Origin of the sequence: Nocardiopsis sp. LDBS0036 (assembly GCF_041228755.1) — a bacterium.
Lineage (GTDB): Bacteria > Actinomycetota > Actinomycetes > Streptosporangiales > Streptosporangiaceae > Nocardiopsis > Nocardiopsis dassonvillei.
Genome location: NZ_CP141103.1, coordinates 3,614,813 through 3,635,651 on the forward strand (window position 1 = coordinate 3,614,813; position 20,839 = coordinate 3,635,651).

The 20,839-nt window shown below is 74.3% G+C and carries 14 protein-coding genes; 6 read left to right on the forward strand and 8 right to left on the reverse strand.

The annotated features are described in order from the left end of the window. Nucleotides 1-19 precede the first annotated feature (19 nt). Together UIS43_RS15200 and UIS43_RS15205 are read left to right on the forward strand one after the other, a co-directional pair. Nucleotides 20-7,753: an amino acid adenylation domain-containing protein gene (locus UIS43_RS15200; protein WP_370010457.1), complete on the forward strand. Its 7,734-nt coding sequence runs from the start codon at nucleotides 20-22 to the stop codon at nucleotides 7,751-7,753. 53 nt (nucleotides 7,754-7,806) lie between these two features. Further along, entirely contained in the window at nucleotides 7,807-8,016 is a 210-nt protein-coding gene (locus tag UIS43_RS15205) for an MbtH family protein (protein WP_013155306.1), read from the forward strand. A gap of 39 nt (nucleotides 8,017-8,055) precedes the next feature. Here UIS43_RS15205 and UIS43_RS15210 read toward each other — a convergent pair whose 3' ends face one another. The 4 genes from UIS43_RS15210 to cysS all read right to left on the reverse strand — a co-directional run bounded on the left by UIS43_RS15210 (nucleotide 8,056) and on the right by cysS (nucleotide 12,054). Then, the gene (locus UIS43_RS15210) at nucleotides 8,056-9,078 is read right to left on the reverse strand and encodes a DNA topoisomerase IB (protein ID WP_370010460.1); all 1,023 of its coding nucleotides are present in this window, start codon (nucleotides 9,076-9,078) and stop codon (nucleotides 8,056-8,058) included. A 52-nt stretch (nucleotides 9,079-9,130) separates the two neighbouring features. After that, entirely contained in the window at nucleotides 9,131-9,421 is a 291-nt protein-coding gene (locus tag UIS43_RS15215) for a hypothetical protein (RefSeq protein WP_358453787.1), read from the reverse strand. A 133-nt stretch (nucleotides 9,422-9,554) separates the two neighbouring features. Beyond that, complete coding sequence (gene rlmB, locus UIS43_RS15220) at nucleotides 9,555-10,517, reverse strand: 23S rRNA (guanosine(2251)-2'-O)-methyltransferase RlmB (RefSeq protein WP_013155309.1); 963 nt, start codon at nucleotides 10,515-10,517, stop codon at nucleotides 9,555-9,557. Nucleotides 10,518-10,650: 133 nt separating this feature from the next. Next, nucleotides 10,651-12,054 (reverse strand): cysteine--tRNA ligase, encoded by a 1,404-nt coding sequence (gene cysS / locus UIS43_RS15225; RefSeq protein WP_013155310.1) that lies wholly within the window; start codon nucleotides 12,052-12,054, stop codon nucleotides 10,651-10,653. Nucleotides 12,055-12,346: 292 nt separating this feature from the next. On the opposite strand from cysS, the gene UIS43_RS15230 reads away from it, so the two are divergent. After that, complete coding sequence (locus UIS43_RS15230; protein WP_370010464.1) at nucleotides 12,347-14,548, forward strand: DUF2637 domain-containing protein; 2,202 nt, start codon at nucleotides 12,347-12,349, stop codon at nucleotides 14,546-14,548. A gap of 276 nt (nucleotides 14,549-14,824) precedes the next feature. Here UIS43_RS15230 and UIS43_RS15235 read toward each other — a convergent pair whose 3' ends face one another. Further along, complete coding sequence (locus UIS43_RS15235; RefSeq protein ID WP_370010466.1) at nucleotides 14,825-15,628, reverse strand: SDR family oxidoreductase; 804 nt, start codon at nucleotides 15,626-15,628, stop codon at nucleotides 14,825-14,827. An 86-nt stretch (nucleotides 15,629-15,714) separates the two neighbouring features. Here UIS43_RS15235 and UIS43_RS15240 point away from each other — a divergent pair, with 86 nt between their 5' ends. Beyond that, nucleotides 15,715-16,488 (forward strand): helix-turn-helix transcriptional regulator, encoded by a 774-nt coding sequence (locus UIS43_RS15240; protein ID WP_117198532.1) that lies wholly within the window; start codon nucleotides 15,715-15,717, stop codon nucleotides 16,486-16,488. Between the two features lie 16 nt (nucleotides 16,489-16,504). Here UIS43_RS15240 and ispF read toward each other — a convergent pair whose 3' ends face one another. The 3 genes from ispF to phoU form a co-directional block, all read right to left on the reverse strand. Then, entirely contained in the window at nucleotides 16,505-16,975 is a 471-nt protein-coding gene (gene ispF, locus UIS43_RS15245) for a 2-C-methyl-D-erythritol 2,4-cyclodiphosphate synthase (RefSeq protein WP_013155314.1), read from the reverse strand. A 33-nt stretch (nucleotides 16,976-17,008) separates the two neighbouring features. After that, nucleotides 17,009-17,491, reverse strand: a complete 483-nt coding sequence (locus UIS43_RS15250) for a CarD family transcriptional regulator (RefSeq protein ID WP_013155315.1) — start codon at nucleotides 17,489-17,491, stop codon at nucleotides 17,009-17,011. Nucleotides 17,492-18,082: 591 nt separating this feature from the next. After that, the gene (gene phoU, locus UIS43_RS15255) at nucleotides 18,083-18,745 is read right to left on the reverse strand and encodes a phosphate signaling complex protein PhoU (protein ID WP_013155316.1); all 663 of its coding nucleotides are present in this window, start codon (nucleotides 18,743-18,745) and stop codon (nucleotides 18,083-18,085) included. 124 nt (nucleotides 18,746-18,869) lie between these two features. Here phoU and UIS43_RS15260 point away from each other — a divergent pair, with 124 nt between their 5' ends. Continuing rightward, the gene (locus UIS43_RS15260; protein WP_041552912.1) at nucleotides 18,870-20,069 is read left to right on the forward strand and encodes a cell wall metabolism sensor histidine kinase WalK; all 1,200 of its coding nucleotides are present in this window, start codon (nucleotides 18,870-18,872) and stop codon (nucleotides 20,067-20,069) included. Continuing rightward, nucleotides 20,066-20,761, forward strand: coding sequence for a response regulator transcription factor (locus tag UIS43_RS15265; protein ID WP_013155318.1), 696 nt, complete (start codon nucleotides 20,066-20,068; stop codon nucleotides 20,759-20,761). Before UIS43_RS15260 ends, UIS43_RS15265 begins: the two co-directional genes overlap by 4 nt. Nucleotides 20,762-20,839: the final 78 nt, after the last annotated feature.

Genomic DNA, 20,839 nt, shown 5'->3' on the forward strand with positions numbered 1-20,839 from the left:
GAGGACCGGCACAGCCACCATGAGCAGCGAAGCCACCGCCGACCCCACCACCGACGCCGCCCGGGCCAGGGCACGCGAGGAGGTCCTGCGCCGCCTGCGCTCGCGCGGCGGGAGCGGCCAGGACATCCCGAGCGTGCCCCGCGACCGCCCGGCCGCGCTGTCCTTCGCCCAGCAGCGGCTGTGGGTCCTGGAGCAGATGGCTCCCGGCCGCACCGACTACAACTCCGCCCTGGTGCTGAGGCTGACCGGGGACCTGGACGCCAGGGCGCTGCGGCGCTCCCTGACCGCGCTCGTGCACCGGCACGAGTCCCTGCGCACGACCTTCACCGAGGTGGACGGCGAGGGGCGCCAGGTCATCGGCGCCCCCCGCGAGGTGGAGCTGCCGGTGACCGCCGCCGGGAGCCGCGAGGAGGCCGCCGAACTGGCGACCCGCGAGTACGCCCTGCCCTTCGACCTGGAGCGCGGCCCCCTGATGCGGGCCAGGCTGCTGGCCGAGGGACCCGGCGTCCACGTGCTGGTGCTGTGCCTGCACCACATCGTCACCGACGGCTGGTCCCTGGACCTGCTGCGCACCGAACTGGACACCCTCTACCGCGCCGCCACCGCCGACCCCGGACGCGCGCCGGAATCCCTGGCCGAGGAGCTGGGCGCGCCGCCCCTCCAGTACGCCGACTACGCCGCGTGGCAGCGCACGCGCCTGGACGGCCCCGCCCTGGACCGCTCGCTGGAGTACTGGCGCCGCAGGCTCGCCGACCCGCCCGTGCTCGAACTGCCCGCCGACCGCCCGCGCCCGGCCGTGCGCGAGGGAGCGGGCGACACCCTGCCCTTCGCGCTGTCCGCACCTCTGACGGAGCGCCTCGAACGCCTGGCCGCCGACCACGGCACCCACCTGTCCACGGTGCTGCTGGCCGCGGCCCAGGTGACCGCGGCCCGCTGGAGCCGCAACCCCGACGTGGTGCTGGGCACCGTCGCCTCCGGCCGCGAGGACCGGCGGCTGCACGCGACGGCGGGCTTCTTCGTCAACACCCTGGCCGTGCGCCAGCACGTGGACGAGGAGCTGTCCTTCGGCGCGCTGCTCGACCGGACGCGCGCCGGGTTCCTCGCCGACCTCGACCACGGTGAGGTCCCCTTCGACACGGTCGTGGACGCCGTCCTGACCGAACGCGACCCCGCCGTGCCGCCGCTGGTACAGGCCGCCGTGGTCTTCCAGAGCGCCCAGGGGCCCGCGACGGGGCTGGGCGGCCTGGAGGCCGAGCCCGTGCCGGTGCGGCGCGGCCAGTCGGTCTTCGACCTGACCCTGGAGTTCCGTCCCGGCCCCGGCGGCGTCGCCGGTTCGGCCGAGTTCGACACCGCGCTCTTCGACCGCGCCACCGTGGAGCGCCTGGTCCAGGACCTGGTGCGGGTGCTGGAGAACGCCGAGGACCCCCGGCCGCTGCGCGCCGTGGCGCTGGTCGGCCCCGAGCGGGCCGGGGAGCTGGAGCGCTCCTGGACCGGGGAGCCCGGGCCCCGGCCGCGGAGCCTGCCCGAGCTGTTCGCCGAGCGGGCGCGCCTGCGCCCCGACGACCCCGCCCTGGTCGGCGCGGACCGCACCGTCTCCTTCGCCGAGGCGGACGGGCGGGCCGCGCGCCTGGCCCGGCGGCTGCGCGAACTCGGCGTGGCGCGGGGCGACCGCGTCGGCGTGTGCGTGGAGCGCGGCCCGGCCCTGGCCGAGGCCCTGCTGGGAGTGGTGTACGCGGGGGCGGTCTACGTCCCCCTGGACCCGGAGTACCCGAAGGAGCGCCTGGCCGCGATCCTCGACGACGCCGAGCCGCGCGCGGTGGTCGCCGACGCCGCGGGCGCCCGTCGCCTCCCCGGGGGCGGTCCGCTGGTGGACGCGGCCGACCCCGACGTGGACCGCGCGGAGCCGCTGCGCGAGCGCGTCCTCCCCGAGGACCCCGCCTACCTCATCTACACCTCCGGCTCCACCGGAAGGCCCAAGGGCGTCCTGGTGGCGCACCGCGGCCTGGCCGCCCTGGCCGCCTTCCAGGGCGAGCGCATGCGCGTGGGCCCCGGCTCGCGGTTGCTCCAGTTCGCCTCCCCCAGCTTCGACGCGGCCATCGCCGAGCTGGTGGTGGCGCTGCTCAACGGCGCGGCCGCCGTGCTGCTGCCGCGGCCGTCCCTGGCGGGCGAGGGCCTGCCCCGCGCCCTGCGCGAGCACCGCGTCACCCACGTGACCCTGCCGCCCGCGCTGCTGCCCGGCCTGTCCCCCGACGAGCTGGGCCCGGTGGAGCACCTGCTCGTCGCGGGCGAGGCCTGCCCCGGCGAGCAGGTCGCCCGCTTCTGCGGCGACCGGGCCGTGTACAACGGCTACGGCCCCACCGAGTCCACCGTGTGCACCACCCTCAGCGCGCCGCTGACGGACGGCGGCATCCCTCCCCTGGGCGACCCCGCGACGGGCACCCGCGTACGGGTCCTGGACCGCTGGCTGCGCCCGGTGCCCGACGGCGTCCCCGGCGAGCTCTACATCAGCGGCGACGGGCTGGCCCACGGCTACCTCAACCTGCCCGGCACCACCGCCGCGCGCTTCGTCGCCGACCCGGACGCCGAGGGCGGGCGCATGTACCGCTCCGGCGACCTGGTCCGCCGCGTCGGCGGACGGCTGGAGTTCCTCGGCCGCACCGACGACCAGGTCAAGATCCGCGGCCACCGCGTGGAGCCGGGCGAGGTCGAGCACGCCCTCACCCGCCTGCCCGGGGTCGAACGGGCCGTGGTCGTGGTCGACGGCACCGGAGCCTCGCGCCGCCTGGTCGCCTACGCCGTCCCCTCCCCCGGGCACGCCCCGACCCCCGCCGACCTGGAGCGGGCCGCCCGTGTGCTCCCCGCCTACATGGTCCCGGCGGCCTTCGTCGTGCTGGAGAGCGTCCCGGTCACCGCCAACGGCAAGACCGACCGGCGCGCCCTGCCCGCCGTGGACTGGGCCGCGCGCTCCGGCGCCGGGCACACGGCCCCGCGCAACCGCGCGGAGCGGGAGCTGGCCCGGGTGTGGTGCTCCCTGCTGGGCCTGGAGCGCGTCGGCGTGCACGACGACTTCTTCCGCGTGGGCGGCGACTCCGTCACCGGCGTGCGCGTGCTCGCCCGCGCCGCCGAGCGGCTGGGCTACCGGCCCCCGCTGCGCGCGCTGTTCGAGCGGCCCACCATCGCGGCGCTGGCCGAGCTCTACGACGGCTCCGGCGACCGCCGCGACGCGCCCGCGCGGACGGAGCGCCAGGGCCCCGCGCCCCTGTCCGCCGCCCAGCGCCGGATGTGGTTCCTGGACCAGTACTCGCCCGGAGGGTCCGGGTACAACTCCGGCGGCGCGCTGCGCCTGACCGGTGAACTGGACACCGCGGCGCTGGAGCGGGCCCTGCACGCCCTGTCCGCGCGCCACGAGGCGCTGCGCACGGTCTTCCCCTCCCGGGACGGCACGCCGCACCAGGTCGTGCTCCCCGATTCCGGTCTGCCCGTGGAGACGGTCGAGCTGGACGGCCCGCCCGGCGCCGGACGCGAGGAGCGGCTGGACGCTCTGCTGGAGGAGTTCGCCGCGCGTCCCTTCGACCTGGCCGGTGGACCCCTGACCCGGGTCCTGCTGGTGCGCGTGGACGAGGGCGACCACGTCCTCTCCGTCGCCATGCACCACATCGTCACCGACGCCTGGTCGATGTCGGTGCTCTTCGGGGACCTGGGCGCGCTCTACGAGGCCGCCCGCGAGCGGCCCGGCGTCCCGGCCGACGCGCTGCCCGGCGCCGCGGACCTGGAGCCGGTGGGCCTGCGCGCCACCGACGTGGCCGTGTGGCAGGAGGAACGGGCCCGCTCGGGCGCCTTCGAGGAACACCTGCGGTACTGGCGCGAGCAGCTCGCCGGGGTGGAGCCCCTGGCGCTGCCGACCGACCGGCCCCGGCCCGCCCGGCGGCGCGGCCTCGGCGCCGCGCGCGCCTTCGAGGTCCCCGCGCGGGTGCGCGAGGGCGTCCGCGCGCTGGAGTCCGAGCACGGCCTGACGCTGTTCATGGTGCTGGCCGCCGCCACCGCGGTGACCCTCGCCCGCCACAGCGGCCAGCGCGACCTCGTGCTGGGCACGGTGACCTCCGGGCGCGACGACGCGGCCCTGGAGAACACGGTCGGGTTCTTCGTCGACACCGTGGCCCTGCGCCTGCGGGTGGACCCCGACGCGAGCGCGGCCTCGCTGCTCGCCGACGTGCGCGAGACCGTCCTGGCCGCGTTCGAGCACGGCGAGGTGCCCTTCGACGGCGTCGTGGACGCGACCGGGCAGGAACGCGACCCCTCCCGCCCCACCCTGGTCCAGGCGCTGGTCACCCTGCGCAACACACCGGGCGCCCCCTGGAGGGTCGGCGGACTCCGCGCGCGCCCGCACGACGTCGTCCACCGGCACACCCAGTTCGACCTGACGGTGGAGTTCGCGGAGGAGGACGGGCGGCTGCTGGGCGCGGTGGAGTACGACACCGACCTGTTCGACGCCCGCACCGCCGACCGGATCGCCCACCACCTGACCGCCGTCCTCGACCTGCTCTCCCGCGCGCCCGGGGCGCCCGTGCGCTCCCTGGCCCCCGCGCCCGCCCCGGAGGAGGCCGAGGCCCTGCGGTCCTGGGGCACCGGCGCGCCCGGCCACCCCCCGGCCTCGGTGCCCGGCGTGTTCGGCGAGCGGGCGCGCGAGAACCCCGACCACCCGGCCCTGGCGGGCCCCGGCACGGCGGTGACCTACGCCGAACTGGACCGCGCCTCCGCCGCCCTGGCGGCGCGGCTGCGCTCACTGGGGGTGGGGACCGAGACGCCCGTGCCCCTGCTGCTGGAGCGGGGGCCGCACGTGGTCACCGCGATGCTCGCGGTGCTGCGCGCCGGGGGCGCCTACGTCCCCGTGCACGCCGACGACCCCGCCGAACGCGTCCGCCTGCTGGTCGCCGAGACGGGGGCGCCCTGCGCGATCACCGACACCGCCTCCGCCGACCGGGTGCCGCCGACCTGCACGGCGGTGCTGGTCGACGCCGCCGACGCCGCACCGGCCACGGACGTCGGGGCGCGTGGACTGGACGGCGCCCGCCCCGACCAGCTCGCCTACGTCATGTACACCTCCGGTTCCAGCGGCGCGCCCAAGGGCGTGGCGGTGACCCACGCCGACGTGGTGCGCCTGGCCGCGGACCGGCGCTGGTCCGGCGGGCACGCCCGGCGCACGCTCTTCCACTCCTCACACGCCTTCGACGCCGCCACCTACGAGATCTGGGCGGCGCTGCTGACCGGCGGCACCGTCGTGGTGGCCCCGCCGGGGCGCCTGGACGCGGACGGCTTCGCCGCCCTGGTGTCGGAGCACCGGGTCAGCGCCACCTTCGTCACCGCGGCGCTGTTCAACCTCTACGCCGCGCAGGACCCCTCCTGCTTCACCGGGATGGAGCAGGTCATCACCGGGGGCGAGGCGGCCAGCCCGCACGCGGTGGAGCGGGTGCGCCGCGCCTGCCCGGACACGATCGTGGCCAACGGCTACGGGCCCACCGAGACCACGACCTTCGCCGCCCACCACGCGCTGCCCCGGGAGGGCGCCACGCCCGAACCGGTGCCGATCGGCCGCCCCCTGGACGGCACCCGGCTGCACGTGCTGGACGAGCGGCTGCGGCCGGTCCCGGTGGGCGCGGTCGGCGAGCTGTACGTGGGCGGCCGGGTCACCCGCGGCTACCACGGCCGCCCCGGGCTGACCGCCGAGCGCTTCGTGGCCGACCCCTTCGGCGACGGCGGGCGGCTCTACCGCACCGGTGACCTGGTGCGCTGGAACAACTCCGGCGAACTGGAGTACACCGGCCGCGCCGACTCCCAGGTCAAGCTGCGGGGCTTTCGCATCGAACCCGGGGAGGTGGAGGCGGCCCTGCTGCGCCTGCCCGACGTGGCGCAGGCCACCGTCCAGGTGCACCGCTCCGCCTCCGGAGCGCGCGGCCTGGTCGCCTACGCGGTCCGCGCTCCGGGAGCGGACGCGGACCTGCCGGACCTGCGCGAGCGGCTGCGCCGGACCCTGCCCGACTACATGGTCCCGGGCGCCGTGGTGTTCCTGGACGCCATCCCCCTCAACGCCAACGGCAAGGTGGACCGGGCCGCCCTGCCCGAGCCCGCCGAGCCCGGGGAGCGCGCCGCCCCGGACGCGGCCCCGCGCGGCGCCGTCGAGGAGTCGCTCGCGGATATCTGGGCGGAGCTGCTGCGGGTCGCGGACGTGGGCCGCCACGACAACTTCTTCTCGCTGGGCGGCGACTCGATCCTGAGCATCCAGATGGTCTCGCGGGTGCGCGAGGCCGGATGGAACATCACCACGCGCGACGCCTTCCTGCACCAGACCGTCGCCGACCTGGCCGCCGCGGCCGAGCGGGGCGGGGCCGCGGACGGCGCGCCCGTGCGGATCCCGGTCACCGGAACCGTCCCGCCCACGCCGGTGGAGCGCTGGTTCCTGCGCACCCGCACGCGCCGCCCCGAGCACTTCGACATGTCGCTGCTGTTCGAGGCGGCCGAGGGCACCGACCCCCGGCTGTGGGCGCGGGCCGCCGACAGCCTGCCCGCGCACCACGACATGCTGCGGCTGCGGGTCACCGACACCGCGGACGGCCCGCGCGGACACCTGGACGCCGACGCGGCGCCCGGCGCCAGGGTGGTGCGCGTGGACGGCGGCGACGGGGAGCTGGAGCGGGCGGTGGAGCGCGAGGCCCTGCGCGAGCGCCCCGCCAAACGGCTCGCGGAGGGGCCCCTGTTCGAGGCGGTGGTGTTCGACCCGGGCGGGCGCCGGGCTCCGCGCGTGCTGCTGTCGGCGCACCACCTGGTGGTCGACGCCGTGTCCTGGCGGGTGCTGCTGGAGGACCTGGCCACCGCCTACGGTCAGCTGGAGCGCGGGGAGGCGGTGGACCTGGGAGCGCCCACCACCCCCTTCCCCGAGTGGGCGCGCCGCCTCGGGGACCACACCGCCCGGGGCGCCTTCGACGGGGACGCCGGGTACTGGGCCGACCTCGCGACCCGGGCCGCGGACGCCCGCCTGCCGGTGGAGCTGGACTCGGGCCCCAACGACGTGGCCTCCCAGCGGATCGTCACGGCCTCCCTGTCGGCGGAGGAGACCGAGGCGCTGCTGCGCCGGGTGCCCGGCACGCTGCGCAGCAGCATCGACGACGTGCTGCTCGGCGCGCTGGGCCGGGTGCTGACCGACTGGAGCGGCGACCCCCGCCTGCTGGTGGCCAAGGAGGGCCACGGCCGCGAGGACCTGTTCGACGACGTGGACCTGTCCCGCACGGTGGGCTGGTTCACCGCCATCCACCCGGTGCTGCTGGAGGTCCCCCCGGGCACCGGCACGGCCGAGGCGGTGGCCGCCGCCCGGGCCCAGCGGCGGGCGGCGCCGGAGGCGATCGGGTTCGGGGCGCTGCGCGAGCTGGGCGGCGACGGGGTTCCGGCTCCGCTGGCCGCGATGCCCGAACCCCAGGTGGCCTTCAACTACCTGGGGCGGTTCGGCGACCAGGACGGCGGCCCCGTGGGGCGTCTGCTGCCCCTGCCGCCGTGCGACCACGCCCCCCAGGAGGAGCGCACCGGCCTGTTCGACGTGACCGGCGGCGTCACCGGCGGGCGGCTGGAGTTCTCCTGGACCTACTCGGCCAACCGGCACCGGCCCGAGACGGTGCGGGCCCTGGCCGACGAGTACACCGAACGGCTGCGCGGCCTCGTGCGCGAGGCCGGGCGGGGGCGCGCGCGGAACCGCCGGGCGCGCTGACCGTGCCGCGCGAACGGTGCGCGGCACCCACGACGACAAGGAGACGGAACGACGTGAGCAACCCCTTCGACGACGAGGACGCCCGCTTCCTCGTGCTGGTCAACGACGAGGGCCAGCACTCCCTGTGGCCCGCGTTCGCCGAGGTGCCCCGGGGCTGGCGGGTGGCGCAGGGCGAGACCTCCCGGGCCGAGGCACTGGAGTACGTGGAGCGCGAGTGGACCGACCTGCGCCCGGCGAGCCTGATCGCCGCGCAGGAGGGCTGAACCCGCCGGGGGCGCGCGGGTCCGGCGCGCCCCCGGCCCTCAGGCGTCGCCGTTGTCGCGCAGCATGCGCAGCACCGCCTCCTCCACCCCGCCCTGGGTGGCGAGTTCGCCCGAGGACGCCTCACCGCCCAGTTCGGGCAGCGCCCCGGCGATCGTCACACCCCGCTCGTGCAGCCGGAAGACGCGGGGGTCGATGTAGGAGTCCCGGGCCACCGCCTCCGTGTTGCCCAGGTAGTCGGCCACCTCGCGGACCACGTGGGTCCTCAGCCGGGCCAGGGACCTGTCGTCCTCGGGCGGCACGGCCACCGCCACCCCGACCGCGGCCAGGACCGTCGCGTGCCAGGTGCGGAACTCCTTGACCGTGTGCTCCTCCCCGGCGACCTCGCGCAGGTAGGAGTTGAGGTCGTCGGTGTTCACGTCGTGCCAGTCGTCGCCGACGCGGTAGGCGAACAGGTCCTGCCCCGGTGAGCGGACGCGCTGGAGGCCGGAGACCACCCGGCAGATCTCGGGTTCGGCGCACTCGACGCGCTGGTCCTGGCCGGACTTTCCGGGGAACTCGAACACCACCGTGCCGCGTCTGCGGTGGACGTGCTCGCGCAGCAGGCTCGCCACCCCGTAGGAGTCGTTGCGGGCGGCGTAGGCGTCGCCCCCCGCCCGCAGGAAGCCGAGGTCGATCAGGCGGACGGCCGCGGCCAGGACGCGCTCGCGCCGCAGTCCGCGGCGGCCCAGGTGCTCGGCCAGCGTGCCGCGGATCCTGGGGAGCAGTTCGGCGAAGTCGAGCATGCGGTCGTACTTGGCCTCCTCGCTCCGGCGCCGCCACTCGGCGTGGTAGAGGTACTGGCGGCGGCCCGCGTCGTCGGTGCCGCACGCCTGGATGTGCCCCTCGGGCGAGGGGCAGATCCACACGTCGTGCCAGCCCGGGGGCACGACGAGTTCCTTGATGCGCCGGATCTGGTCGGGGTCGGTGACCGGCCTGCCGTCCGGGCCGTGGTAGCTGTGTCCGCGACCGCGACGACGCCTGGTGATCCCCGGCTCGGCCGGGTCGCTGCGCCGCAGGCTCATACCGGGGCCTCCTCACGGACGACCATGCGCGTTCCCCGGACCGTTCGCCCGGTCAGGACGGGTCCCGGCCGGGCGGGCGCTCCGGGCTCTCGGGCACCGCCCGCGCGTCGGCGGCGTCGGCGGCGTCCTCCCCGCCCTCGGGCCCGGGGTCCCGGTGCGCCTCGTCGCCTCCCTCGGCCGAGTGCAGGCGGTCCTTCAGCAGCTCCAGCACCCGCATCCGGCCGGAGTGGCTCTCCTCGTAGGCGATCAGCTCGCGCACCCGCTCCGCGGAGAGGGAGCGGACGCGTTCGTCCAGGTCCCGGAGCGAGAGGTCCTCGTAGTCGGGTACAGGAGGAGTCGCCATGCCGCCCACCCGCTTCCTCTGCGATGGTCAGGTGCAGCAGCACAGCTACCCGCGGGGCCGGAGCGGAAAACGAAAGCGCGGACCCGCCCTTCTCCGCGTGCGCGGAGCGGGACGGGTCCGGCGCGGGGCGCTGCTACCCCTTCGCGGCGGAGCGGCGGCGGGCCACCTCGTAGAGGGACACCCCGGCGGCCACGGAGGCGTTCAGCGACTCCGCGTTGCCGATCGGGATGCTCGCGACCACGTCGCAGGCCTCGCGCACCAGGCGGGACAGGCCCTTGCCCTCGGAGCCGATCACGATGACCAGCGGGCCGGTGGCCAGCTCCAGGTCCGGGATGGGGGTGTCGCCGCCGGCGTCGAGGCCGACGACGAACACGCCCTCCTTCTTGTAGCCCTCCAGCGCGCGGGTCAGGTTGGTGGCCTGGGCCACGGGCAGCCGGGCGAGGGTGCCCGCGGAGGTCTTCCAGGCGGTGAGGTTGACCCCGGCCGAGCGGCGCTCGGGGATGAGCAGGCCGTGCGCGTTGAACGCGGCGGCCGAACGCGCGATGGCGCCGAGGTTGTGCGGGTCGGTCACCCCGTCCAGGGCCACGATCAGCGCCGGGGTGTCGGACTCCAGCGCCGTGTCCAGCAGGGCCTCGGGCGCGCGGTACTGGTAGGGGCGCACCTGGAGCGCGAGCCCCTGGTGGGCCGCGCCGGGCTGGCCGTTGCTCTCGCAGCGGCGGTCCAGCTCGGTCTTGGTGACCTCCAGCACGTCCAGGCCGCGCTCACCGGCGATCCGGGCCGCCTCGTTGACGCGCTCGTCCGGGTCGAGGCTGTTGGCCAGGAACAGGCGGGTGGCGGGCATGCCGGCGCGCAGCGCCTCCACCACCGGGTTGCGCCCCACCAGCAGGTCGGAGGCGTCCGCACGGCGGCGCTCCCCCTGCTGCGGGCCCCGGGCACCGCCTCCGGAGTCGGGGCGGCGGGCGGCCCTGGCCCGCTGCTTGCCCTCGTACCAGTGCCGCTGCTCGGCGGGCAGGGTGCCGCTCTTGCCCTCCAGCGAGCGGCGGCCCTTGCCTCCGCTGCCCTTGGTCGGGCCCTTCTTGCTCTTCTTCGCCGGCATGGTCGCCGCCTCCCCGTCAGTGTCGCGGGCATGCCGGAGGCGCGTGGCATCCGGCTGGTGGAATATGGCCTGCCAACGTGAACGCGGCGGCAAACTCCCAGACTAACGCCGCCGCGCCACCGCCCGGGCCGCCTCAGTCGCGGCGCAGGTCCCAGCGCGGGCCCTCGGGGGTGTCCTCGACCACGACGCCCGCCCCCGCGAGCTGGTCGCGGATCGCGTCGGCCGCCGCGTAGTCCTTGCGGCCGCGGGCGGCCTGGCGCTGCTCCAGGGCGACCGCCACCAGGGCGTCCACGACCTCGCGCAGCCCCTGGTCCCCGCCGGTGGCCCACTGCTCCCCGAGCGGGTCCAGGCCCAGGACGCCGAGCATGGTGCGCAGCTCACCGGCGATCTCGGCGGCCTGCTCCTTGCCGCCCGCCGCCAGCGCCGTGTTGCCCTCGCGGACGTGGCCGTGCACGACGGCGAGCGCCTGGGAGACCCCGAGGTCGTCGTTGAGCGCGGACGCGAACTCCGCGGGGACGTCCGCTGCCGGGGCGACCTCGCCCAACACCTCGACGGCGCGGGTGAGGAAGCCCTCGATGCGCTGGTAGGCGGTGGCCGCCTCCTGGAGGGCGGCGTCGGAGTAGTCGATGACCGAGCGGTAGTGCACCTGGCCCAGGTAGTACCGCAGCTCGACCGGGCGCACCTTGCGCACCATCTGCGGGATGAGCAGGGAGTTGCCGAGCGACTTGCTCATCTTCTCGCCGCCGACGACGAGGAGCCCGTTGTGCAGCCAGTACTGGGCGAAGCCGTCCCCGGCCGCGCGGGACTGGGCGAGCTCGTTCTCGTGGTGCGGGAAGACCAGGTCCAGGCCGCCGCCGTGGATGTCGAAGCTGGGGCCCAGGTACTTGGTGGCCATGGCCGAGCACTCCAGGTGCCAGCCGGGGCGTCCGCGCCCCCACGGCGTGTGCCAGCTGGGCTCGCCCGGCTTGGCGCCCTTCCACAGGGCGAAGTCGCGGGGGTCGCGCTTGTCGCGGTCCGCGTCGCAGTCGGCCGACTCCACGACCTGGTCCAGGCGCTGGTTGGACAGGCCCCCGTAGGGCGGGTAGGAGCGCACGTCGAAGTAGACGTCGCCGGAGCCGTCGGAGGCGGCGTAGGCGTGGCCCGCGTCGATGAGGCGGTGCATGAGGTCGATCATCTCGGGCACGTGCCCGGTGGCCCGCGGCTCGACGGTGGGCGGCAGGCAGCCCAGGATCTCGTACGCGTGCGTGAAGGCGCGCTGGTTGCGCTCGCTGACCTGCCACCACGGCACGCCCTCGTCCGACGCGACCCGGATGATCTTGTCGTCGATGTCGGTGACGTTGCGGCAGAAGGTGACGTCGTACCCCAGGTGCGTCAACCAGCGGCGCAGGATGTCGAAGTTCACCCCGGAGCGGATGTGCCCGATGTGCGGGGGTGCCTGCACCGTGGCACCACACAGGTACAGGGAGGCGGCCCCCTCGCGCAGCGGGACGAACTCGCGGACCTGTCGGGCACTGGTGTCGTAGAAGCGCAGACTCACGTTGTCAAGCGTATCCCCTTTCCCCTCGCGACGACGTCACAAACCAGGGACTCCCAGGTGGGAGAAGCCCTCCCGGACATCCCCAAGTGCGTATATGTGATTGGCCGTATTCGGACACACGAGGTGTGAGATAACCCTGACCGGAAGTCCGTTCCCAGGGTTCTCCCGAGCGCCACTCCCTGCATATTCCGACAGAACGACACAGAACGCCTGGGGACGGCCCGTCTGGTAGCGACCATAATCAGCCGGAATCTCGTGTTCGCGGCACCGCCTGGACTACGCTGCGAAGGCGATGGCCCCTTACAACAACGCCCCCGAGTCAGGGACACGGAACGGTAGGCCCGCAGCAGGTCGCGGCGCGGGAGCCGGTGCTCTCGTCGGCGGCGGCCTGTTCGTCGGCCTCATCGCCCTGTGCGCCCTCGTCATCTCCTACAACGGCATCTTCCAGTTCGCCGAGTACGGCGGCCACGAGGGCAGCCCCCTCGCCCACGTGTTCCCGGTGACCTACACCCTGCTGCTGATGATGGCGTGCTGGGTGAGCTACCTGCTGCGCGGAGCGCCTCCGCGCGAGCGGCTCTGGGTCGACCTGGTGCTGATCCCGGTGCTGGTCCTGTTCGCCGCGACGGCGATGCTGATGAGCAGCCTGGGACTCGTCGAGCGGGTGCACCAGGGGGTCGCCAACGTGATCGTGGCGGTGGCGCCGCTCGCGGCGCTGCTGGTGGCCTTCCTGCTGTGGATGACCCTGCGCGCGCACATGCGCAGGCGCCGCCGCTCACGGATGGCGAGGCCGCGTCCGGCGGACGACCCCACGACCGTGCTGCACGCCCGCACCGCGGTCCCCCCGCGCGGGGACACCGCTCCCCTGTCCGTCCCGGAGGGCGGCACGCTCCGGACGCGGCTGCTGCGCCTGGGCTCCGACGACCGGGACGAGGACGAGAAGGAGACCGAGGCGTTCGCGCCCGTCGGCCGCCCCGGCCGGGACGAGGGCCGCAGGGCCGGGGACGGCCGGGACGAGGACAGGTGGGACCAGGGCCGCCGGGACGACGAGGACCCGGGGTCCGCCGGGGTCCCGGAGACCTCGGGAGGGTCCGGGGAGTTCGCGCGGCCGGAGGATGCCGAGGAGCGGCGGGAGCGCCGGGGGGACCCCGAACCCGACGCCGTCTGGGACCGGGACGAGGCGGGCCGAGACGGGGACGGCTGGGACGACGAGGAGTTCGCCGCCGAGCCGCTGCCCGTGGCCGGGACCGACGCACCGCGTTCCGGCACCGGGAACGACCGGGACGGCCGGGACGACTGGGACGGGATCGAGGCGTCCGTGCCGACGGTGCGCCTGCCCCGGCGCTCGCGGGACGGGCACAACCCGATCAAGCGGGCGGCCGAGGAGACCCCGGTGGTGCCCGGCGCGGCCGCACCCGCCGACGACGAACCGGAACCGGAAACGGCGCCGGAGCCGGTCGCGGTGGGCCCCGACCACCTGGCCGACGAGGGTTTCGAGCACGAGCCGCCCTTCGGCGACCCGGTGTCGGACGAGGCCGACGCCCCGCCGGTGGCCGCGGAGCACGAGCCGGAGCCGCACGTGGAGCCCGAGCGCCATGTGCGGCCGGAGCCGGAGACCGGGGCCGCCACGGTCTTCGAACCGGAGCCCGAACCGGTGGAGGAGCCCGCGGAACCCCGGCGGGAGCCCGCCCCCGCCGTGGCGCCCGAGCCGGTGGCGGACGCACCGTCCGAGCCGGACCCCGTGGCGGGGACCGAGGACGCGCGGGCCGGGTCCGTGCCGGAGTCCGCGCCCGTGTCGGACCCGCAGAGTACGCCGTCCGGGCCGGAGCCCGACACCGAGCCCGCGGTGGAAGCCGGACCCTCGGCGGAGCCCACCCCCGAGGACACAGCGCACTGGGAGCCGCCCGCGGACGACTCGGGCGCCCACGTCCTCGCGGACTACGTGCCGCCGGTGTGGACGCCGCCGGAGGACGACGCCTCCCCCTTCGCGGAGGAGTCCCGGGAGCCGGAGCCGACCCCCGTGCTGGACCACGACACCGGCCCCACGGTGCGGGCGGCGTTCCGGATCGGCGAGGCCCCGGTGGAGGCGGCGCCCCCCTCGGACGCACCCGTGGAGCCCGCGCCGAGGCTGGAGGAGGCCTGGGCCTGGTACGAGTCCGATGAGGACCGGTTCCCTGAGAAGGATCCGCTCCAGGAGCCGGAACCGCTCGGGGATCCCGAACCCTCCGCGACCGACGCCGACCTCCCGCCCGAGGCGGAGGAGCTTCCCCCGGCGGTCCGGGAGGAGGACGAGGACGGGCGGCTCCCCTCCTCCCCGGAGCCCCCGGCCGGGCCCGCGCCCGGTGCCGGGCGTCCCGCTCCGGAGCGGCGCAGACCCCACACACCGGTGGAGAAGCGCCCCATGGTGCTCAAGCCGCCGCGTCCGCCGCTGCCGGACTTCACGTCGGGTCCGCCCTCGCGGCGCGTACGCAGCGAACCGCTCCGCCCGGACGAGTAGGAACGGCGGGTAGGCGCGCCCGGCGGACGGGTCGGGCAGACACACGACGGGGCTGTGCACAGGTTGTGCACAGCCCCGAAGCCGTTCTGGTGCCCCCGGCCGCCACGGCCTGGCCTGAAGACAAGGGGGCCCTCGGAGACCGCCGACACCGTGCTGCCCCGGATCACTCCGGCCCCTCCGGGCCCCGAACCCAAGCCCTCGAAGCCCACCGGGGAACGCCCGACGGCGGCACACCCGACCACGGCGCACCTCCCCCGCCACCGCGGGCGCCCGCCCTCAGATGATCTGCTCGGTCGGCAGGATCGTGATCTCGGTCAGGTTCACGTGCCTGGGCACGGACGCCACGAAGGAGACCGTCTCGGCGACGTCCTCGGACCGCAGCACGTCGATCTGCTCGATGAGGTCCGCCATGAGCTTCGAGGCGTCCGGGTCGGTGACGTGGTCGGGCAGCTCGGTGTCCACCATGCCGGGCTCGATGGTGCACACGCGGACCCGCTTGCGCCCCAGCTCCGTGCGCAGCAGCCGCGACAGCTGGGTGACGTAGGCCTTGGTCGCCGAGTAGACCTGGAACTTCTCCAGGACCCGCACCGCGGCGATCGAGGAGGTCGTGATCAGGTCGGCGGGCCGTCCCGCCGCGGCCGCGGCCTCCAACGAGCCGACGAAGGCCTGGATCGTGTTCATGACGCCGACCACGTTGGTGTCGAGCTGGGTGTCCCAGTCGTCCACCGCCAGGTCGGTGATCCCCGAGATGAGCTGGACCCCCGCGTTGGCGAAGACCAGGTCGACGGGCCCGAGCCCGTCCTCGATCCGCCGGGCGGCGGCCAGGACGGCCGCGCGGTCCGTGACGTCGGTCGGCAGCGCCAGGGCCGTGCCGCCGTTCGCGCGGATCCGCTCCTGGAGCGCTTCGAGCCGGTCGCCCCGGCGGGCGATCAGCGCGACCTTCGCTCCCAGCTCGGCGAACCGGAGCGCGGTCGCCTCGCCGATGCCGCTGGAGGCACCCGTGACGACGGCGACCCGGCCGGTGAGCGGCGTGCCGGAGACGACCTGTGCGGTGGGCTGAGTGTTCGCTGTGGTGTTCATGTCCACCATGCTCGGGCCGCGGCGCCGGATGAGGGAGGCTGCGACGCGGCCCCCCTCATCCGGCGCCCGGCTCCTAGACTCCACCCATGGCGAAGACGGAATTGGGCGAGTTCCTGCGCACTCGCCGCGCGAAGGTCACGCCGGACGCCCTCGGTCTCCCCTCGGGCGGCCACCGCCGGGTTCCGGGACTGCGGCGTGAGGAGGTCGCCCAGGACGCCGGGCTCAGCGTCGACTACTACCGGCGCCTCGAACAGGGCAGGGAACCCCGTCCCTCGGAGCCGGTGCTGGCGGCGCTGTCGGCGACCCTGCGGCTGAGCCGGGCCGAGGAGGGGCACCTGTACGCGCTCGCCGGTGTGGCGCGGCGGCTGGACGAGGAGGCGACGGTGCGCCCCGTCCCGACCGAGCTGCTCACCCTCCTCGACTCCTGGCAGGAGGCCGGGGCCATCGTGCTCGACCCCGTGCTCGACGTCATCGCCATGAACCACCGGGCGCGGGACCTGTTCCGCGGATTCGCCGACACCGCGAACCTGCTGGAGATGGTCATGCTCGACCCCGAGGGGCCGCGGTTCTTCGTGGAGTGGGAGGCGGCGGCGGAGGCCACCGTGGCGAACCTGCGCGCCAGCGCCGACTTCAGCCGCACACCGGCGAGGCTCACCGAACTCCTGGAGACGCTCCGCAGCGGCAGCCCCGCGTTTCCCGACCTCTGGGCCAGGCACGACGTACAGCCCAAGACCCACGAGACCAAACTGCTGCGCCACCCGGAGCGGGGACCGCTGACGGTGGACTTCCACGCCTTCAACGTCGCCAGCGCCCCCGGCTACCAGCTGCTCGTCTACCAGGAGCGCGGACGCGCGTCGTGACGGGGCCGCCCGGGTCTCAGCCCGCGGCCACGCACAGGGCCGTGGCCACGGCCGCGATGCCCTCTCCGCGGCCGGTGAGGCCCAGACCGTCGGTCGTGGTCGCCGAGATGCTCACGGGCGCTCCCACGACCTCCGAGAGCGTCTTTTCGGCCTCCGCGCGGCGCGGCGCGAACTTGGGGCGGTTGCTGATGATCTGGACGGCCACGTTGCCGATCTCGAAACCGGCCGCGCGCACGCGCGCCGCGGTCTCGGTGAGCAGGGCCGCTCCGGAGGCGCCTTTCCAGCGCGGTTCCGAAGTGCCGAAGTTGGATCCCAGATCGCCGAGTCCGCAGGCGGACAACAGCGCGTCACACGCCGCGTGGGCGGCGACATCGCCGTCGGAATGGCCGCTGACGCCATCCTCTCCCGGCCATTCCAAACCGGCCAGAAAAAGGGTGCGCCCAGGAGAAAACGGGTGGACGTCTGTTCCGACGCCCACCCGAGGCATATTCGTCATCAATTACGTGATTTCAGAACCGGTTCAGGTAGTGAGAACCTCGTCGAGGAGGGCCTCGGCCTTGTCCTCGTTGGTCTTTTCCGCGAGGGCGAGTTCGCTGACGAGGATCTGCCGCGCCTTGGCCAGCATCCGCTTCTCGCCGGCGGACAGGCCGCGCTCCTTGTCCCGGCGCCAGAGGTCCCGAACCACCTCGGCGACCTTGTTCACGTCACCCGAGGCCAGCTTCTCCAGGTTGGCCTTGTAGCGCCTGGACCAGTTGGTGGGCTCCTCGGTGTGCGGCGCGCGAAGCACCTCGAAGACCTTGTCCAGGCCCTCCTGCCCCACCACGTCGCGAACGCCGACGTCCTCGGCATTCGCGGCGGGCACGCGCACCGTCAGATCGCCCTTGTCGACCCTCAGAACGAGGTAGATTCTGTCCTCGCCCTTAATGTTGCGCGTCTCGATCGCTTCAATACGAGCAGCCCCATGATGGGGGTAGACAACAGTGTCGCCGACCTTGAAAGCCATGTGACAGGTACCCCTTCCGCTACCACAAGGATACCACGAATCTGTGACTTAACGTACCTATTAGGTTTGCGAACACGCAGGTCAGGCCCCACTTTTCAGGGCTTGACAAAGTGTACCCGAGGCCTGCTGCGCACCTGGTCAGACCCTGTACGGAAGGGCTTGCGGACGCCGTGTCCGCCCCTTCACCGGAGCTTGGGAAGGGCGTTACGGACACGCCCGAGAAGCCTTCCGGGAGGGGCCGGAGCGACGGATCTCACGGTGCCGGGTCGACTGGCGCACGTCGTCCGCGAGAGCCCCCGACGACCCGCCGGAACGGCCGCCGCGGGGTCCGCCTCCGGCCGCCGCGCAGCCCGTTCGGGCCGGTCGGCCGCCCGTGTCCCCGCCCCGGCCAGGCACCGCGCGCTCCGGCGCGGCGCCGGGGGCACCCGCGGTTCGGACGCCCGAGGGGGACGCGTCTGCGTGGCGAAGAGGCGGGCCCGGCCCGCGAGCGGCGTACGGCCCGGCAGGTCCGGGCCCGCGCGACCGCCCCGGGCGTACGGAGTGACCGTCGAGGGGACCGCGGCCGGCTTCCCGGAGGGCTCCTCTCCGGGCTCAGCCCTCGGGGTCGTAGTCCTCGCGCTTCTCCCCCGTCACCATGTAGACGAGGTTGTCGGCGACGTGCACCGCGTGGTCGCCGAAGCGCTCGTAGAACCGGCCGACCAGGGTGACGTCCATGGTGGCCTCCACCCCGTACTCCCACCCGGGGGCGAGGATGCGCTGCAGCAGCTTGCGCCGCAGCCGGTCCATCGTGTCGTCGTCCTTGTCCAGCTCCAGGGCGGTGTCGGGGTCGCGGTCCATGATGACCTCGCCCGCCTTGGTGACCAGCAGTTCCGCCTGGTGGCCCATCTCCAGCACGATCGACCGCACCGGCTTGGGGATCGCCGAGTCGGGGTGGCGGCGCCGCGCGATCTTGGCCAGGTGGACGGCGTGGTCGCCCATCCGCTCCAGGTCGCCGCGCATGTACAGGGAGGTGATGATGGTGCGCAGGTCGGAGGCGACCGGCTGCTGCCGGGCCATCAGGCTGAACGCGGTGTCCTCGATCTCCTGGTCGAGCCGGTTGATCTGCTCGTCACCGGAGATGACCTCCTGCGCCGCGTTGATGTCACTGTCCAGCAGCGCCGTGGTCGCACGAGCGACGGCGTGCCGGGCGAGCCGCGTCATCTCGACGAGGCGTTCACTCAGGCTGTCAAGGTCCTCGTGGTAGGTATCGCGCATGGCGTCAATGCTCCCAGTGGTTGATTGAAGAGTCGGCCAAGAGTTGGTGAACGATGCAAGAACCTCGGTTGTGTCGCATGCCCTGGCCGGGTAAAGCCCCAGCCAGCACGTTTACGATCGAATCGTGCAAGGGGAACTTCTCGCCGCGGTGACCGGCATCATCGGACTCGTCACGGGCGTCGTCATCGGCGTCCTGGCCGGTCCTTTCTTCCGTACGGGTACCGCCGCACGGCAGCGGCAGGCTCCGGAGCCCGCGAACCGCGACGGCGGCGTACTGCCCTCCGGCATAGCCGAGGTGCTCTCCGCGATCCCCTCCTCCGCCGTCGTGCTGGACTCCGCCGACAGGGTCCTGCGCGCCTCCTCCGCCGCACGCGCCTTCGGCATCGTGCGGGGCGAGGAACTGGTCATAGGCGAACTCCTCACCCTGGCCCGGCAGGTACGGCGGGACGGCGTCATCCGGGAGACGGACATCGAGGTCGCCGTGCGCAAGTTCGGCCCCGACGCCACGTCCTTCGCCGTGCGGGTGGCCCCCCTGGGAGGGACCGGGCTGGTGCTGGTGCTGGCCGAGGACCAGACCGAGCACCGGCGCCTGGAGGCGGTCCGCCGCGACTTCGTCGCGAACATCTCGCACGAGCTGAAGACCCCGGTGGGCGCTTTGTCCCTGTTGGCGGAAACCGTACAGGACGCCAGTGACGACCCGGAAGCGGTGCGTCGCTTCACCGAGCGCATGCAGATCGAGGCCTCCCGGCTGACCGCGGTGATCCAGGACCTCATCACGCTCTCGCGCATCCAGGGCGCCGAGCCGATGGCCGAACCCGCCCGGGTCGACCTCGGCCCCGTCGTCGAGGAGGCGCTGGACTCGGTGCGCATGCCCGCGGACGCCAAGGGGATCGAGCTGGTCGGCAGCGGAGCCGAGGGCGTCGTGGTCATGGGCGACGAGGGGCTGCTGGGCACGGCCCTGCGCAACCTGGTCGCCAACGCCGTGGCCTACAGCCCCAAGAACACCCGGGTCGCCGTGTCCGTGGTGTTGTCCAGGTCCAGCGTGGACGTCAGCGTCGCCGACCAGGGCATAGGGATCCCGCAGCAGGACCTTGAAAGGATCTTCGAGCGGTTCTACCGTGTGGACGCCGCTCGGAGCCGGGCCACCGGAGGTACCGGTCTGGGCCTGGCGATCGTCAAGCACATCATGACCCACCACCGTGGAGAAGTGACCGTGTGGAGCAAGGAGGGGTCGGGGTCGACGTTCACTCTGCGTCTGCCCCGTTCCGAGAGCCGGGGGCCCGAGGCCGCCCGGAACACCGACCGTCAGGAGGCGGCACAGTGACGCGCGTACTCGTTGTCGAGGACGAGGAATCCTACAGCGACGCCCTGTCGTACATGCTGCGCAAGGAGGGCTTCGAGGTCGCCGTGGCGCCCACCGGGACCGTGGCGTTGGAGACCTTCGACCGTACCGGGGCCGACCTGGTGCTGCTGGACCTGATGCTGCCGGGGCTGTCGGGCACCGAGGTGTGCCGGACGCTGCGGCAGAAGTCCAACGTCCCCGTGATCATGCTCACCGCCAAGGACTCCGAGATCGACAAGGTCGTCGGTCTGGAGCTGGGCGCCGACGACTACGTGACCAAGCCCTTCTCCTCCCGCGAGCTGGTGGCCCGCATCCGCGCGGTGCTGCGCCGCCGGGGCGAGGACGAGGTCGTGCTGCCCGCCGCCCTGGAGGCCGGTCCCGTCCGGATGGACGTGGAGCGGCACGTGGTGACGGTGCGCGGCGACAACGTGCAGCTCCCCCTCAAGGAGTTCGAGCTGCTGGAGGTGCTCCTGCGCAACGCCGGGCGGGTGCTCACCAGGATGCAGCTCATCGACCGCGTGTGGGGCGCCGACTACGTCGGTGACACCAAGACCCTCGACGTGCACGTCAAGAGGCTGCGCGCCAAGATCGAGGAGGACCCCGGCAGCCCGCGCTACATCGTGACCGTCCGCGGTCTGGGCTACAAGTTCGAGCCGGTGACCGTCGACGTCTGAGGGGCACGGGATCTCTCCGGGGATTCCCCCTCCTGCGTCCTTCCCGTGTCCCGGGCCGTGGCGGCGTCCACAGCCCGG

Coding starts and splice junctions, on each gene's coding strand:
- UIS43_RS15240 (WP_117198532.1), top strand. CDS start 15,715: ATGGCGAAGACGGAATTGGGCGAGTTCCTGCGCACTCGCCGCGCGAAG.
- UIS43_RS15235 (WP_370010466.1), bottom strand. CDS start 15,628: ATGAACACCACAGCGAACACTCAGCCCACCGCACAGGTCGTCTCCGGC.
- UIS43_RS15215 (WP_358453787.1), bottom strand. CDS start 9,421: ATGGCGACTCCTCCTGTACCCGACTACGAGGACCTCTCGCTCCGGGAC.
- UIS43_RS15210 (WP_370010460.1), bottom strand. CDS start 9,078: ATGAGCCTGCGGCGCAGCGACCCGGCCGAGCCGGGGATCACCAGGCGT.
- phoU (WP_013155316.1), bottom strand. CDS start 18,745: ATGCGCGATACCTACCACGAGGACCTTGACAGCCTGAGTGAACGCCTC.
- UIS43_RS15250 (WP_013155315.1), bottom strand. CDS start 17,491: ATGGCTTTCAAGGTCGGCGACACTGTTGTCTACCCCCATCATGGGGCT.
- UIS43_RS15200 (WP_370010457.1), top strand. CDS start 20: ATGAGCAGCGAAGCCACCGCCGACCCCACCACCGACGCCGCCCGGGCC.
- ispF (WP_013155314.1), bottom strand. CDS start 16,975: ATGCCTCGGGTGGGCGTCGGAACAGACGTCCACCCGTTTTCTCCTGGG.
- rlmB (WP_013155309.1), bottom strand. CDS start 10,517: ATGCCGGCGAAGAAGAGCAAGAAGGGCCCGACCAAGGGCAGCGGAGGC.
- UIS43_RS15230 (WP_370010464.1), top strand. CDS start 12,347: ATGGCCCCTTACAACAACGCCCCCGAGTCAGGGACACGGAACGGTAGG.